This is a genomic window from Streptomyces sp. NPDC018031 (assembly GCF_044327625.1).
GTDB lineage: Bacteria > Actinomycetota > Actinomycetes > Streptomycetales > Streptomycetaceae > Streptomyces.
Window position 1 is genome coordinate 708,863 of the sequence record NZ_JBIRFT010000001.1, and the last position, 14,972, is coordinate 723,834.

At 73.7% G+C, this 14,972-nt stretch carries 15 protein-coding genes; 10 read left to right on the top strand and 5 right to left on the bottom strand.

The features are described 5' to 3' along the window. Positions 1-747 precede the first annotated feature (747 nt). A complete protein-coding gene (locus ACH4B3_RS03015) occupies positions 748-1,857 on the bottom strand; it encodes a LysR family transcriptional regulator (RefSeq protein ID WP_398460948.1) in 1,110 nt (369 codons plus the stop codon). Positions 1,858-1,870: 13 nt separating this feature from the next. Then, on the bottom strand, positions 1,871-3,133 hold the full coding sequence (locus ACH4B3_RS03020) for a LysR family transcriptional regulator (protein ID WP_398460949.1): 1,263 nt from the start codon (positions 3,131-3,133) through the stop codon (positions 1,871-1,873). A 276-nt stretch (positions 3,134-3,409) separates the two neighbouring features. On the opposite strand from ACH4B3_RS03020, the gene ACH4B3_RS03025 reads away from it, so the two are divergent. From ACH4B3_RS03025 to ACH4B3_RS03065, 9 genes are all read left to right on the top strand, one after another. Then, positions 3,410-4,186 (top strand): tRNA-dependent cyclodipeptide synthase, encoded by a 777-nt coding sequence (locus tag ACH4B3_RS03025; protein WP_398460950.1) that lies wholly within the window; start codon positions 3,410-3,412, stop codon positions 4,184-4,186. Further along, entirely contained in the window at positions 4,183-5,529 is a 1,347-nt protein-coding gene (locus tag ACH4B3_RS03030) for a purine-cytosine permease family protein (protein WP_398460951.1), read from the top strand. Before ACH4B3_RS03025 ends, ACH4B3_RS03030 begins: the two co-directional genes overlap by 4 nt. Before the next feature lie 13 nt (positions 5,530-5,542). Beyond that, the gene (locus ACH4B3_RS03035; RefSeq protein WP_398460952.1) at positions 5,543-5,884 is read left to right on the top strand and encodes a rhodanese-like domain-containing protein; all 342 of its coding nucleotides are present in this window, start codon (positions 5,543-5,545) and stop codon (positions 5,882-5,884) included. Positions 5,885-5,955: 71 nt separating this feature from the next. Further along, positions 5,956-6,399: a thioredoxin family protein gene (locus ACH4B3_RS03040; RefSeq protein WP_398460953.1), complete on the top strand. Its 444-nt coding sequence runs from the start codon at positions 5,956-5,958 to the stop codon at positions 6,397-6,399. A gap of 188 nt (positions 6,400-6,587) precedes the next feature. Next, positions 6,588-7,901, top strand: a complete 1,314-nt coding sequence (locus ACH4B3_RS03045; protein ID WP_398460954.1) for a S8 family peptidase — start codon at positions 6,588-6,590, stop codon at positions 7,899-7,901. A gap of 41 nt (positions 7,902-7,942) precedes the next feature. Beyond that, positions 7,943-8,902, top strand: a complete 960-nt coding sequence (trxB, locus tag ACH4B3_RS03050; RefSeq protein ID WP_398461563.1) for a thioredoxin-disulfide reductase — start codon at positions 7,943-7,945, stop codon at positions 8,900-8,902. A gap of 141 nt (positions 8,903-9,043) precedes the next feature. Continuing rightward, positions 9,044-10,264, top strand: coding sequence for an exodeoxyribonuclease VII large subunit (gene xseA / locus ACH4B3_RS03055; RefSeq protein ID WP_398460955.1), 1,221 nt, complete (start codon positions 9,044-9,046; stop codon positions 10,262-10,264). A 10-nt stretch (positions 10,265-10,274) separates the two neighbouring features. Next, complete coding sequence (locus ACH4B3_RS03060; RefSeq protein ID WP_398460956.1) at positions 10,275-10,592, top strand: exodeoxyribonuclease VII small subunit; 318 nt, start codon at positions 10,275-10,277, stop codon at positions 10,590-10,592. 272 nt (positions 10,593-10,864) lie between these two features. Continuing rightward, positions 10,865-11,455 carry a malonic semialdehyde reductase gene (locus ACH4B3_RS03065; RefSeq protein WP_398460957.1) on the top strand — a complete coding sequence of 197 codons (591 nt, stop codon included), beginning with the start codon at positions 10,865-10,867 and terminating at the stop codon, positions 11,453-11,455. Positions 11,456-11,669: 214 nt separating this feature from the next. Here the strand turns inward: ACH4B3_RS03065 and ACH4B3_RS03070 are convergent, their stop codons facing one another. Then, complete coding sequence (locus ACH4B3_RS03070; RefSeq protein ID WP_398461564.1) at positions 11,670-12,200, bottom strand: DUF4245 domain-containing protein; 531 nt, start codon at positions 12,198-12,200, stop codon at positions 11,670-11,672. Positions 12,201-12,489: 289 nt separating this feature from the next. Between ACH4B3_RS03070 and glpX the strand changes: the two genes are divergently transcribed. Further along, positions 12,490-13,521 carry a class II fructose-bisphosphatase gene (gene glpX / locus ACH4B3_RS03075; RefSeq protein ID WP_398460958.1) on the top strand — a complete coding sequence of 344 codons (1,032 nt, stop codon included), beginning with the start codon at positions 12,490-12,492 and terminating at the stop codon, positions 13,519-13,521. Positions 13,522-13,648: 127 nt separating this feature from the next. Here glpX and ACH4B3_RS03080 read toward each other — a convergent pair whose 3' ends face one another. Then, entirely contained in the window at positions 13,649-14,005 is a 357-nt protein-coding gene (locus ACH4B3_RS03080) for a WhiB family transcriptional regulator (RefSeq protein WP_398460959.1), read from the bottom strand. Between the two features lie 285 nt (positions 14,006-14,290). Then, entirely contained in the window at positions 14,291-14,971 is a 681-nt protein-coding gene (locus tag ACH4B3_RS03085) for a DUF1707 domain-containing protein (protein WP_398460960.1), read from the bottom strand. Position 14,972: the final 1 nt, after the last annotated feature.

Genomic DNA, 14,972 nt, shown 5'->3' on the forward strand with positions numbered 1-14,972 from the left:
GTACGACGGGCGGGGGCTTGCGGGAAGCGGATGCGCGGGGGCCGGGCGCGGCGCGTGATGGCCCGGGTACGACGGGCGGGGGCTTGCGAGAAGCGGGGGCCGGGCGTGGGTGCGCAGGTGTCTGGGGCCCGGGCGCGGGTGCGGGCGCGCGGGTGTCCGGGGCCGGGCGCGACGGGCGGTGGCTCGCAGGTCGCGGGGGCGCGGGGTGCCTGGGGCCGGGTGCAGTACGTGGGGGCCGGGCGCGGCGGGCGATGGCGCGGGTGCGACGGGCGGGGGCTTGCGGGAAGCGGATGCGCGGGGGCCGGGCGCGGCGCGTGATGGCCCGGGTACGACGGGCGGGGGCTTGCGAGAAGCGGGGGCTGGGCGCGGGTGCGCGGGTGCGCGGGCGGGGGCTTGCGGGGCACGGGGCGGGCGCGGGGCCGGCCGCGGCGGGTGGTGGCAGCGCGCGGGCTCGCGGGGCCGGGCGCGAAGGGCGGTAGCGGCAAGCGGGGGCCCAGGCCGCCGGGGCCGGGCACGGGGGGGGCCGGGCGCGAAGGGCGATGGCGGGGGCTCGCGGGGCGCGGCCGCGAAGGACGGGGGGCGGCGCGCGGGTGGGGCGGGGGGTCATCCCGTCGACAGGGGGCAACAGTCATGCCGCCCTGGAGGCCAGCGGCCCTCTTGCAGGACCGCGAGGAACATAACGGTGGGCGCTGGTCGGGGCGCCCGGGGCGGGGTGGGGTGCTCCGTCCCCGGGGCCGATGGACTCCGTCAGGCCGAGTTGACCCGTTCCGTGTACGGGACGGCGGCGTGCGGATAGGTGGGGGTGAGCGGGAACGGCGCGGGCCGGGGGTGGGGGACCGGCCGGTCGAGCAGGGTCGGCGGGGCGGCAGCCGCGGGGGGTGGGGCGGGCGTGCCGGTGCCGGGGTAGGACTGCCGGGCGAGCTCCGCGAGGCGGGTGGCCTGCGGGGCGAGCCGGCCGTCCGGTGGCCAGGCCAGCATCAGCTGGCACCGGGCCGCGGGTTCGTCCAGCGGCAGGTAGCTGATGCCGGGGACGGGCGCGGGGAACGGGTAGGCGGGCAGCACCGCGGACATGGCGCAGGCGAGTGCCGCCGCCTCCGCGTCGTCGGCCGCCCAGCACAGCATCGGCCGTGCTCCGCTGCTCGCGGTGACGGCGCCGCGTTCGACGACGGCGAGGAAGTGGCGGCGCAGTGCGCTGTGCCCGGTCTCGGTGAGGATGCAGGTCTCGGATCCCAGGTCGGCCAGGGTCAGCCGGCGGCGGCCGGCCAGCCGGTGCCGTTCGGCGAAGCCGATCAGGAGCCGTTCCTCGGCGACGACCGCCGTCTCCACGCCGTCCGGCAGGGGGCCTTCGAGGCCGGGGCAGTACCGGAAGACGGCCAGGTCCAGGCAGCGGGCGCGGATCAGGTCGAGCAGTGCCGGGCCGGCGTCGGCGGTCCGCAGCGCGATCGGCGCGTGCGGCAGCAGGGAGCCGAGGTGCCCGGCGATGACCGGGAGCAGCGGGTTGGGGACGGCGCCCAGCTGCACGGAGGGCGTGCCGGGGGGCGCGGGGGCCGTGGGACGGGAGGGGGCCGCGGGGGCTGGGTCGGCGGGCGGCGGGGGCTGGGTCCCGGTCGTCGCGAGGAGCTGGTCGACCAGCGGGAGTACGGCGTCGGCCCCGCGGAGCAGCAGCCGACCGGCCGCGGTGGGGGTGGCGCCGTGGTGGCCGCGACGGAAGATGACCATGCCGGTGGCACGCTCGATCCGTTGCAGCCGACGGCTGAGGTTGCCCTGGTTGGTTCCCAGTTCACGTGCCGCGCCGGCCAGGCTCCCGGTCTCGGCGACGGCTCTCAGCAGGCGGAGGTCCGCTATCTCGATGTCCATGGTGGTCGGCTTCTCACCGGTTGGTACAGGAGGGGTGGGGTGGTGGTCCGCCGGCGGGCCGTCCGGCGGTGGCGCGTGACCCGGTCGCGCCCGGCGGGCGCGGTGCGAGGGCCCGCACGAGGGCACCCGAGCCGTGGGGGGCGGACGGCTCCGGCACCGGCGGTGCGGCTGCTGCGGAGGGCTCGGACGGGCGGGGCCCGGAGGTGCTGGTTTCCGGCACGGTCGGCTCCTCGGGGGACGGTTCGGCTGTGCGGGGCTTCGGTGTGGGCGGCTCCGGCCGGTGCGTCTGGTGGTCGGCGGGGACCGGGCGGAGGCGCACCGCCCGGTCGTGCCGGGGCTCGGCGGGCGCCGGGCCGGCCAGGTCCCGGAACGCCGCGGACAACATCTCCACCAGCAGCGGGACCTGGGCGGCGAACCGGCTGTCCTTGCGGAAGGCGATCGAGTGCCGCACCCGCAGGGTCAGGTCGGCGACCGGGCGGCAGACGACGCCCGGGCCGACCGGTCGCAGCGCCTGGGCCAGGGCGACGCTGCCCTGATGGCGGATCACCTCGCAGCGCGGGCCGCTCAGCGGGATGTCGTGGCTGATCCGGGGGGTGAACCCGTAGGCCCCGCAGAGCCGGCGGAGCTTCTCGTGGCAGCCGTCGGCGCCGTACACCGAGATCCAGTCCTCGTCCGCCAGGTCGGCCATGGTGATGACGGGGGCGGCGGCCAGCGGGTGGGTCGCGGCGAGCGCGAGGTGGACCGGGCTCTCGCCCCAGACCACGTCCGAGATCACGCCGTCCTGCGGCAGCCCGCCGGCGGGTGGGGCGCCGAACGGCTCCTCGTTGACGCAGTGGTCACGCATCGCCAGGTCCACCTCACCGCTGCGCAGCAGGGCCGCCAGGTTGCGGGAGGAGTCGGTGGTGACGACGCGCAGCCGGCCCCCGAACGGCAGTCGGCGCAGGCAGTGCAGCAGGGATTCGTGCAGCACGCTGGTCGCCCAGCCGACCCGCACGGTGCTGCGCTGCCGCACCCGGTGTCCGCGGAGCTGTTCGCCGAGGTTGTCGGAGAGCCGGACGATCGCGTCCGCGTGGTCGAGGACGCTGGTGCCCAGCGGGGTCGGGCGGACGCCGCAGGAGTCGCGTTCGAAGAGGGGGCCGCCGAGCAGCTGCTCCAGCCGCCGCACCTGGCGGCTGAGGGCGGGTTGGGGCAGGCCGAGGGCTATCGCCGCCCGGTTGAGGCTTCCGGCGTCCGCAATAGCACACAGATTCCTTAAGTGCCGTAGCTGTAAGTCCATAACTCAGAAGTTAACCGTGTTTTAGTGACCGCCACCAGTGGTCGTACCCGCAGTTCGCGAGGGGTTTATCGGACGCGCCACGCGCGTAGCGTCACGGCCTGCTTCGCCCGGTAACTCTGCGCTTTCCGGGGTCCGCACTGAGCTGGGGGTATGCGTGCGCGGCATAACGCTCTGACACTACCCAGCGAGTCCTCGGCCGGACGACGATCCCCTGCAAGCGGTAACCGCACCTCCGACTGCCGCCAATTGTCCGAACCAATGCGCGAGGACGAAGTTATGTTCGACATTGAACCACTCACTGAAAATTGCGGCATAGTGCTGCAAAAAGCGTCGCATGCGTGCATCGGGGTCAGCCCGTTCAACAGCTACTTCAGCACTACGCGACTGACCGCTTTGGCCGGGTGGGCATTGTCGCAATTCGACAGCTGCCACTTCTTCGTCCCCGACACGGCCGCGGCGTACACGCTGGAGGCGCTCGGCTACCCGCCCGACCGGGCCCGGCACAAGGCGCAGCGCCAGGGGCAGTACGTGCACAACAAGATCACCACGGCGCTGCGGCACCTGGGCGTCGAGGAGCCGGCCGGACTCATCCTCGGCATGGACCGGCTGTCCCGGAACGCCCGGTACGGCGAGCTGCTGGAGACCGCCCAGGCCCTCTTCCGGGACGACGACGCCTTCCGCGCCGCCTGTCTGGACGCCTCCCACTGGGTGCTCGACCGCAAGCTGCCGCCCGGCGCCGTGCCGACCGACGAGCAATTGCTGCTCGCGGTGCGGTACTTCCTTGCCGAACTCCCGCTCTTCGTCGATTCCGCGGGCATCACGGAGACCGGCGCCTCGATGTTCGTCTACCACCACCGGGTGGATTTCCTGGAGCGCTTCTACCGCAATCAGCTGAGCTGGTCGCCGGAGGCCGGACAGGGATTCCTGGTGGTCCGGGAAAGAGAGCGGCCGGAGTTCGCCGAGGAGGCCGGCCCCGAATGCTCCGGGACCGCCGGGCATTCCGCGGAATCCCGGGACCACGCGGCCCGGCAACGAGCCGGGGCCGAACGATGAACAGCGGCGCTTCGGACGAAGCCCTCGACGACTACTCGCTGACCCGGGTCCCGGACGAGGCACGGCATTCCTGGGTGTCCGTCGCCGTGCAGCGATTCGGTCAGGTCTCCTCGTTCCAGCAGTTCCTGGTGGGCGCGGTCCTCGGCTTCGGCATGGATTTCACCGACGCGGTGATCGCCATCACCATCGGGTCGGTGATGCTGGAGGTCATCACGATCCTGCTGGGCATCGCCGGGGTGCGGGAAGGACTGTCGACCTCGGTGCTGGCCCGCTGGTCGGGATTCGGCCGCAAGGGCTCGGCACTGGTGGGGCTGCTGATAGCGCTGAGTCTGGCCGGCTGGTTCGGCGTGCAGAACGGCGTCTTCGCCCAGGGCATGCACGACCTAGCCGGCTGGGCCCCCGAATGGGCCTGGGCCGTGGTCGGCGGAGCGGTCATCACCGCGATCACCGTCTTCGGGTTCCGGATGATGGCCTGGACGGCCTATCTGACGGTTCCGGCGTTCCTGGTGCTGGCCGCCTGGTCGATCATCGACACCCTGGCCGACCACTCGCTGGGCGACCTGATGACCTCCGCGCCGCCCGGCCCGGCGATGTCGCTGGCCGAGGGCACCACGCTGGTCTCGGGCGCGTTCATCCTCGGCGCGATCATGACGCCGGACATGACCCGCTTCAACCGCAGGCCGTCCGACGTGGTGAAACAGACGCTCATCAGCGTGACCCTCGGCGAGTACCTGATCGGGCTGACCGCGGTGCTGCTCGCCCACGCGGCCCGCACCTCCGACATCGTCGGGATCATCACCTCGTCCTCCGGGCTGCTGGGGACGCTGATCCTGGCCACCGCCATCCTCAAGATCAACGACTGGAACCTGTACTCCTCCTCGCTCGGCCTGGTGAACTCCATCGACGTGCTCTTCGGCCGCCGGGTGGGCCGGCGGCCGGTCACCCTCGTGATCGGCGTCGTGGGCACCGTGCTCTCCGCCATGGGCATCGTGGACAACTTCACCGATTTCCTGGAGACCATCGGGGTCCTGGCACCGCCGGTCGCCGGGATCATCATCGCCGAGTACTTCGTGGTCCGGCAGTTCCGGGCCGATCTGGACCGGGCCCGGCGCAACGACGTCCTGCCCGGCGAGAACGCCGACTGGATGCCGCTGTCCCTGGTGTGCTGGGCCGCCGGTTCACTCGTCGGCGAGTACCTCGACTGGGGAATCCCGTCCATCAATTCGGTGCTCGTCGCATTCCTCCTGTACGCCGCCGTGGGCCGCATCACCGCCGGCCGGCACCTCACCCGGTCCGCCCGGTCCACCGCTCCCCGAACCGATATGACGAAATCCGGAGGCTGACGTGCTACCGCTGGTGAAGAGGCAGGAACTGAAATCCGAGATCGAAGCCGGATCGGTGACGGTCGTCGACACGATGCCCGTGGACTATTACGAGCGCGAGCACCTGCCGACCGCGGTGAACATTCCGGGGTTCCCGTACGAGGACGCCTCCCGGTTCACCGACGAACTCGCCCCGACCGTACTGCCCGACCGTTCCGCCCCCATCGTCGTGTACTGCGCGAACGTGCCCTGCCGCAACAGCGAGCTCGTCGGCGCCCGGCTCGTGGAGCTCGGCTACACCAACGTCCGCAAATACCGCGAGGGAATCGAGGACTGGGTCAGTGGCGGCCTGCCGACCGAGGCGGCCGCGTCCTGACCCCGCACCACCCCCCGAAAATCCCGCCGGCCCGTCCCGGGCCGGGGAACCGACCGAGAGGAAGAGGAACCATGCTCCGCAGAATCGCCGTCAGCGCCGCCGCGGTGGCCGCACTGCTCGGGGGCGCCGCCCCCGCGCTGGCCTCCCCGGCGTCGCCGCCGCCCACCACCGCCCCCGCCGCCTCGTCGATCCCCAACGTGGTGGATGTGACCTCCGCCAACTACGCCCAGGTCATGGAGTGGTCGAAGACCAAGCCGGTCGTCCTCGACTTCACCGCGACCTGGTGCTACTGGTGCCAGAAGCAGAAGCCGTACCTCCAGCAGTACAACACCGCGGACAACGGCGCCTGGGTCTGGGCGAAGGTCGACGTCGACAAGAACCCCACGCTGTCGCAGAAGTACGGGGTCCGCGGCATCCCGGCCCTGCTCAACATCCAGAACGGCCAGGAGGCCGGCAGCCGCATGGTGGGCTTCGACGGTCCCACCTCGCTGCGCAACTGGCTGAACAACCTGTAACCGCACCACCCGCACAGCCCGCGTGCCGCCGCGTTTCGCGAGTCCGCGGCGGCCCGCGCCGGGGCCCGGCACGGACACCTCCTCCCTGCCGGGCCCCATCCAGAAGACCGCCGATCCCCCGCTGCGCACCGTCGGCTTCCCCACCGGCCCGCACCGACCGCAACACGCTGCGAAAGGCACCTGATCCGATGAAGACCGTCAAGAGCACCAACCCGAAGTCCACGCCGAAGCCCAGGAGCCGGACCACCGTGGTGGCCGCGGCGGCCGCGGCCCTGCCGGTGCTGTTCGGCGGCGTCGGCGGTCAGCCCGCCACCGCGGCCGAGGCCGGTGCCGGGACCCGGGCCGGCACCGTCCACATCGTCCAGGTGCACGGCGTGGGGGCGACCAAGGACGAAGTCACCAAGGTGGCCCGGGAGATGACCGCCCAGCACGGCGGCGAACTGCGGCGGGTCTACCACTCCGCCATGCAGGGCTTCTCCGTCACCCTCACCGACGAGCAGGTGACCAGGTACTACAAGGACACCCGGGTCGACTCGGTCACCGGCGCCCGGGTCTACCGCGTCGCCGGGCGGCCGTCGGCGGCCGGGGCGGCCGGGAGCGAGGGCGCCCGGGCCGGTGGCATCCAGTTCGGCAAGGTCCCCTGGGGGCTGGACCGGATCGACCAACGGGACCTTCCGCTGGACCAGACGTACCGCTTCCCCAACACCGCCTCCAACGTGCGCACCTATGTGGTGGACACCGGTGTGCGCACCGGCCACCAGGAGTTCGGCGGCCGGGCCCGCGGGGCGTACGACGCCATCACCCAGACCGTGGGCGGCGGCGGCACCGACTGCAACGGGCACGGCACCGCCTCCGCGTCCGTCGTCGCCGGACGGACCACCGGCGTCGCCAAGGCCGCCCGGGTGGAGTCGGTGCGCGCCTTCGGCTGCGACGGCACCGGGACCCTGGAGCACCTGGTCTCCGCGGTCGACTGGATCACCGCGAACGCCGTCCGCCCCGCCGTGGTCAACCTCGGCTTCTCCGGCCCGGCCGGGTCGGTGCTCGACCTCCAGCTGTACGAGATGACGCACCAGGGCATCGCCTACACCGCGGCGGCCGGGAACGGGGACGCGGACGGCAACGGCGTCGAGTCCTGCGAGACCACCCCCGCCCGGCAGACCACCGCCATCACGGTCGCCGCGACCGACCCCGGCGACAACCGTCCCGCCTGGTCCAACTACGGGTACTGCGTCCACCTGTTCGCGCCCGGCACCGACATCCCGAGCGCGAGCGCCGCGGGTACCTACGCGTACGGGAAGCTCACCGGGACCTCCGCGGCGACCGCCGAGGTGACCGGCGCCGCAGCCATGTACCTGTCGGCCCACCCGTCGGCCACCCCGGAGCAGGTCGACAAGGCGCTGGCCGACGCGGCGACCGTGGACCACGTGAAGAACCCCGGCGCGGACTCCAAGAACCTGCTGCTGCACACCGGGAGCGGGGCCGCGGCCAGGGGCGCGCGGTGATCGCCGGGGGCCGGGACGGCTCCGCGCAGCCCACCGGGGGGATCCGCGAGGTGGCGATCATCGGCTCCGGCCCGGCCGGGTACACCGCCGCGCTGTACGCGGCGCGCGCCGGGCTCTTCCCGATGGTCTTCCGCGGCGCCGTCTACGCCGGCGGTGCGCTGACCACCACCACCGAGGTGGAGAACTTCCCCGGCTTCCCGGACGGCGTCCAGGGCCCGGACCTGATGGAGAACATGCGCGCCCAGGCCGCGCGCTTCGGCGCGCAGATGATCGACGACGAGGTCGTCGACGTCGACCTGCGGGGCGAGATCAAGCAGCTGACCGACGGGCACGGCCGCACCCACCGGGCCCGCACCGTGATCGTGGCGACCGGCTCCGGCTACCGCAAGCTGGGCCTGCCGCGCGAGGACGAGCTGTCCGGCCGGGGGGTGTCCTGGTGCGCGACCTGCGACGGGTTCTTCTTCCGGGGCCGGGACCTGGTGGTGGTCGGCGGCGGCGACACCGCGCTGGAGGAGGCCACCTTCCTGACCCGGTACGCGGAGTCGGTGACCGTGGTGCACCGCCGGGACACGCTGCGGGCGTCCAAGGTGATGCAGGCCCGTGCGTTCGCCGACCCGAAGATCGTCTTCGCCTTCGACTGCGAGGTCACCGAGTTGTGGGGCGACGCCCGGCTCACCGGGGTGACGCTGCGCGACACCCGGACCGGCGCTGTCCGGGCGCTGGCGGTCAGCGGGCTGTTCATCGCCATCGGGCACGATCCGCGCAGCGCCCTCTTCGCCGGGCAGCTGGAGCTGGACGACAACGGCTACGTCGTCGTGCGGGCGCCGTCGACCCGGACCAGCCTGCCGGGGGTGTTCGCGGCGGGCGATGTGGTCGACCACGTCTACCGGCAGGCCGTCACCGCGGCCGGCACCGGCTGTGCGGCGGCGCTGGACGCCGAGCGGTACCTCGCCGCCCTGGGCGACCGGAGCACCCCCGGGATCACCGCCGCCGTGCCGTGACACCGGTCGCGCGGCGCCGCCGCGTGGGGCCTCCCGGCGGTGCCGTGACGGCGGCCCCGGCCCGAACCGGGCCGGGGCCGTGGCCGTGCTCCGGCGCCCGGGACCGCTGCCGGTGTCGGCGGCAGCCGTTACGCTCGCGGCATGGCTCTCAACACCTCGGCGGACTCGCCGATCCCGGTCGGTGAGGTCTCCCGGCTGATCGGCGGCTGGATCGACCGGCTGGGAGCGGTGTGGGTGGAGGGGCAGATCACCCAGTTGTCCCGGCGGCCCGGGGCCGGGGTGGTGTTCCTGACCCTGCGCGACCCGAGTTACGACATCTCCCTGTCCGTCACCTGTTTCCGCTCCGTCTTCGACCGGGTGGCGGACGTGGTCTCCGAAGGCGCCCGGGTGGTGGTGCAGGCCAAGCCCGAGTGGTACGCGCCGCGCGGGCAGCTGTCGCTGCGGGCGGCCGAGATCCGTCCGGTCGGCGTCGGGGAGCTGCTGGCCCGGCTGGAGCAGCTGAAGCGGGCACTCGCCGCGGAGGGGCTGTTCGCGGCCGACCGCAAGAAGCCGCTGCCGTTCCTGCCGCAGCTGATCGGGCTGGTCTGCGGCCGGGCCTCGGCGGCCGAGCGGGATGTGCTGGAGAACGCCCGGCTGCGCTGGCCGGCCGTCCGGTTCGAGGTGCGCAACGTGCCGGTGCAGGGCGTGCACGCGGTGCCGCGGGTGGTGGCCGCGGTCCGGGAGCTGGACGCGCGGCCGGACGTGGACGTGATCGTGGTGGCGCGCGGCGGCGGCAGCGTGGAGGACCTGCTGCCGTTCTCCGACGAGCAGTTGGTGCGGACCGTCGCTGCCTGCGCCACGCCCGTGGTGTCGGCGATCGGCCACGAGCCGGACTCCCCGCTGCTCGACCTGGTGGCGGACCTGCGGGCGTCCACCCCCACCGACGCGGCGAAGAAGGTCGTACCGGACGTGGGTGAGGAGCTGTCCCGGATCCAGCAGCTGCGCGAGCGCGCCCTGCGCGCCGTGGGCGGCCTGCTGGACCGCGAGGAGCGCGGCCTGGCGCACGCGCTGGCCCGGCCGTGCATGGAGCGGCCGCACCGCATGGTGGACGAGCGGGCGGAACAGGTCGAGGCGGCGGTGGCGCGGGCCCGCCGCACCCTGGGGCACCTGCTGGACCGGGCCGATTCGGAACTGTCGCACACCCTGGCCCGGGTGGTGGCGCTCTCCCCGGCCGCGACGCTGCGCCGGGGATACGCGGTACTGCAGCACGCGGACGGCACGGTGGTGCGGGCGGCCGGCGAGGTGGCGCCGGACGAGGAGCTGCGGGCGCGGGTCGCCGAGGGCGGCTTCACGGTCCGGGTCGCTGTCGGTGACCGCCCTTAGGGTGAGGGGCATGGAGACGACGGACGGGCCCGGCGGGGCCGAGGAGACCGGCGGCACGGGCGGCAGCGGCGGCCCGGCCGGGGAGTCGGCGCTCGGCTACGAGCAGGCACGGGACGAGCTGATCGAGGTCGTGCGCCGGCTGGAGGCGGGCGGCAGCACGCTGGAGGAGTCGCTGGCGCTGTGGGAGCGCGGCGAGGAACTGGGCCGGGTGTGCCGCCGCTGGCTGGACGGTGCACGGGCGCGGCTGGACGCGGCGCTGGCCGGGCAGGCCGGGGCCGCGGGCGAGGGCGCGGCGGCCGGGGAGGGCCGGGCCGCGGAGCAGGACTGACCGCGGCCGGCGCGGGGCCCTCGGCGCCGGACCGCGAGCCCCGGGCCGTGTGAGACCCGGACTGCGAGCCCCGGGGCGTGAGACCCGGCCTGTGCGAGGCCCGGATCACGAGACCTGGGCTGGAAGACCTGGGCCGTGAGACCTGGGCTGGGGCCCTGGACTGCGAGGCCCGCGCTGTGAGACGGACCACCACGCTCCGCTTTTAGTTGAAAGTTAATACATGTCGGGTACAGTGGACTCTGCCAGCACACGCACAGCAGAAGGTTTCACCCATGAGTCTCGCCCTCGACACCGCCGCCCAGGACCTGCTCTTCCGTGCGGCGCACACCGCCAACACGTTCACCGACGAGCCGGTGACCGAGGAGCAGGTGCAGGCGATCTACGACCTGGTGAAGTACGCCCCGACCGCGTTCAACCAGTCCCCGCTGCGGATCGTCCTGGTGCGCTCCGCCGAGGCGCGTGAGCGGCTGGTGTCCCACATGGCCGAGGGCAACCAGGCCAAGACCCGGACCGCCCCGCTGGTCGCCGTGCTCGCCGCGGACAACGAGTTCCACCACGAGCTGCCCACGCTCTTCCCGCACTTCCCGCAGGCCAAGGACGTCTTCTTCGCCGAGCGCGGCGCCCGTGAGCAGGCCGCGGCGCTCAACGCCTCGCTGCAGGCCGCGTACTTCATCGTCGGCATCCGCGCCGCGGGGCTGGCCGCCGGCCCGATGACCGGCTTCGACGCGGCCGGGGTGCAGCGGGAGTTCCTGGACGCGGACCACACCCCGCTGATGGTCGTCAACATCGGCAAGCCGGGTGAGAACGCCTCCTACCCGCGCTCCCCGCGCCTGGCCTACGACCAGGTCGTCACCACCGTCTGACCCCCGGATCCGGCCCGCGCGCGTCCCGCGCCACCGAGGCCGGCCATCCCTCGGTGCGCCCCCGGGCGCACCGCACCGCCGGCCGCCGTCCGCGGCCGGCCCACCGACGGCCCCGTCCCCCGCGGGGCCGCTCGCGGAGCCCCGTCCCCCCGCGGGTCTCCGCGTCGGCCGCCGCGCCTGCCCCTCCCGGGCTCCGGCGCGGCGGCCATCGTCGTCAGGTCGCGGGGCCCTTCTCGGCCCGCAGCGCGGCCGCCATCGTGGTCAGGTGCTCGAACGACGCGGTGCCGGTGACCACGGTGGTCACCCCGTCGCCCTTGTTCACCAGCGCGTTGTACTTGGGGCCGGTGTACCGGGTCCAGACCTGGCCGTTGATCCGCTGGGTGCGGTCGGTCTCCCGCGCCCGGTGGGTCACGTTGTCGACGAACGGCGCCGGCCGGCCGTCGCTCTGCTCCACGGCCACGTACTCCCGCTCCGCGTCCAGGAAGCCGAGGTGCCAGACCGAGCCGTCCTTGCTCTCCGGGCTGTAGTGCACCGAGGTCGCGCGCCAGCCCTCGGGCAGACCGCCCGGCGCGGCCACCGGATAGGGCGCCGCGCGGCGGACCGTCTGCAGCTCGACGCGGTAGTCGACCGTCTTGATCGGGTCGTGGTCCTCGTCGTGCGGAACGAAGACGTAGAACAGCCCGGCGACCGCGCCGGTCACCGCCAACGACTGCACCATGCCGCGGATCGTCTTGTTGCCTCGCATACCTGCCACCCGTACATGGTCCCCCATGGCCCCGGCGGCCCCGACGACGGCCCCCGGCACCGGGCGTTCCGGGGCCGGGCGCCCCGGAGCGCACGCCGGCGCCACCACGGGCGCGGCGGCGGCGGGCGGCAGGGCGCGGCCCGATCGGCGGCCTTGACGCCGCTCATGCGTGGGGCCCTCTGCTCACATTCACAATCAGCGGATACTGTGCTTGTCAGGGGGCCCGTCCCCCGGACACCGCGACATCACCCTCACTTCCGGCCGTCGCCGTACAGAAAGGTGCGCTCCGATGACCGAGCACCATCTTCCCGCCCCGCTCGAGGTCAGCCCCGAGGCCCCCGACCGCAACCTCGCCCTGGAGCTGGTCCGGGTCACCGAAGCGGGCGCCATGGCCTCCGGCCGCTGGGTGGGACGAGGCGACAAGAACGGTGCCGACGGCGCGGCCGTCAAGGCCATGCGCTCCCTGATCCACACCGTCTCGATGAACGGCGTCGTGGTCATCGGCGAGGGCGAGAAGGACAACGCCCCGATGCTCTACAACGGCGAGCGGGTGGGCGACGGCACCGGCCCGGAGTGCGACGTCGCCGTGGACCCGGTGGACGGCACCACGCTCACCGCCAAGGGCATGGCCAACGCGGTCTCGGTGCTGGCGGTGGCCGAGCGCGGCTCGATGTTCGACCCGTCCGCGGTCTTCTACATGGACAAGCTGGTGACCGGCCCGGAGGCGGCCGAGTTCGTGGACATCACCGCCCCGGTGGACGTGAACATCCGCCGGGTCGCCAAGGCGAAGAACTCCAGCCCCGAGGACGTCACCGTCGTCATCCTCGACCGGCCCCGGCACGAGAAGATCGTCAAGGAGATCCGGGAGACCGGCGCCCGCATCAAGTTCATCTCGGACGGCGACGTGGCCGGTGCGATCATGGCGGCCCGCGAGGGCACCGGCGTGGACTTGCTGATGGGCATCGGCGGCACTCCCGAGGGCATCATCGCGGCCTGCGCCATCAAGTGCCTGGGCGGCACCATCCAGACCCGGCTGTGGCCCAAGGACGACGCCGAGCGGCAGCGCGCCCTGGACGCCGGCCACGACCTGGACCGGGTGCTGAGCACCGACGACCTGGTCCGCGGCGACAACGTGTTCTTCGTCGCCACCGGCATCACCGACGGCGATCTGCTGCGCGGGGTGCGCTACCGCGCCGAGACCGCCACCACCCAGTCGCTGGTGATGCGCTCCAAGTCCGGCACCATCCGGCAGATCGACTCCACGCACCGGCTGTCCAAGCTGCGCGCGTACGCCTCGGTCGACTTCGAGCGCGCCCGCTAGGCACCCCGCGCCGGTCTCCCCCGGCCGCCGCGGCGCGCGGCGGGCCGCCCCCGGGCAGCGGACGGGCCGGGCCCCACCATCCCGGTGGGCCCGGCCCGTCACCCGCTGAGGGTCCGGTCGGTCCGGCTCACCCGGCCGCGGCGACCCGCACGGAGCGCTGCAGCTCCGCGTCGCGGCGCCGGCGGCGGGCCAGCACGACGCGGCGCTCGGCCGCGGTCAGCCCGCCCCACACCCCGTACGGCTCGGGCTGCAGCAGCGCGTGCTCCCTGCACTCCACCATCACCGGGCAGCGGGCGCAGACCTGCTTGGCGGCCTCTTCCCTGGACAGCCGGGCCGCCGTGGGCTCCTTGGACGGTGCGAAGAACAGCCCGGCTTCGTCGCGGCGGCACACCGCCTCCGAGTGCCAGGGGCCGCCCTGGTCCCGCGCGGGAATGCGCTGCGGGGGCGATGCGGCGTCCTGCAGGGGATGATGCGGTTGCAGCACGGTCTACTCCTGACGACGGCTCCGGTGGTCACCCTTGCCCGTCTCCATGAAGTACGGCCGCTTTGCACCCCCATCCAGCCGTACGAGAGACGACGCACCAAGCCTTACCCGCTGTGCGCGCGCTTATGCACACCGTGGACCCTCACAAGGGCGCGCCCCAGTACGAGTCAAGAAGGCGTGCCGGAGACATGGCGGGCGCAAGGGGGTCCGAAGGCGCGTTCAGCGGGCGCACTCGGAGGCGCGCCCTCCGGACGGAATCCGACGAACAGGGACGAACCAGACCGGTCAGCCGGCGCGCAGGTTCCGCAGCCGCTTACCGGCCACCGATCGCGCCTCCACCCCGCCGAACAGGGCGAACCCACCGACCACCACGACCGGCGCGTCGGGGTCCTCGGCCTCCCGCGCCGACACGTCGAAGCCGCCGAAGACGCCGGCCCCGCCGCCGCGCAGCGAGATGTTCTCCGCGACCTTGATCTCCACGCCGCCGAAGACCGCGAACGCGTCGATCACGATCTCCCGCTGCTCGAAGACCGCTTCGGTCAGGTCGATCTCTATGCCGCCGAAGAGGGCGAACGCCCTGGTGCGGCGGCCGACCCGCCAGCGGCCCCGGCGCACCGCGCCGCCGAAGACCGCCGCCACCTTCTCCGAGGGGCCCGTGGCCCGGGGGTGCGGCGGCCGGTGCGGGCCGGCCGCCGTCGCCGGGCCGGCGAACGGCCGCGCCGCGGCCGGCAAGTCGCGGACCAGCGGGCGCAGTTCGCCCCGGGTCCGAGCCCGGTAGGCGCCGTCGATCCGCTCGGCGTGCTCGTCCGGGTCGATCCGCCCCTCGGCGAGCGCCTCACGGAGGATGTCGGCGACCCGGTCCCGGTCCGCGTCCGAGGCGCGGATGTCGTCGTCGGCCACCTGGGCCGCCTGGGGCCGGGATCCGGCAGAGGGCTTGGTCAGGGGCACCGGCTGCTGCTCGTCCACG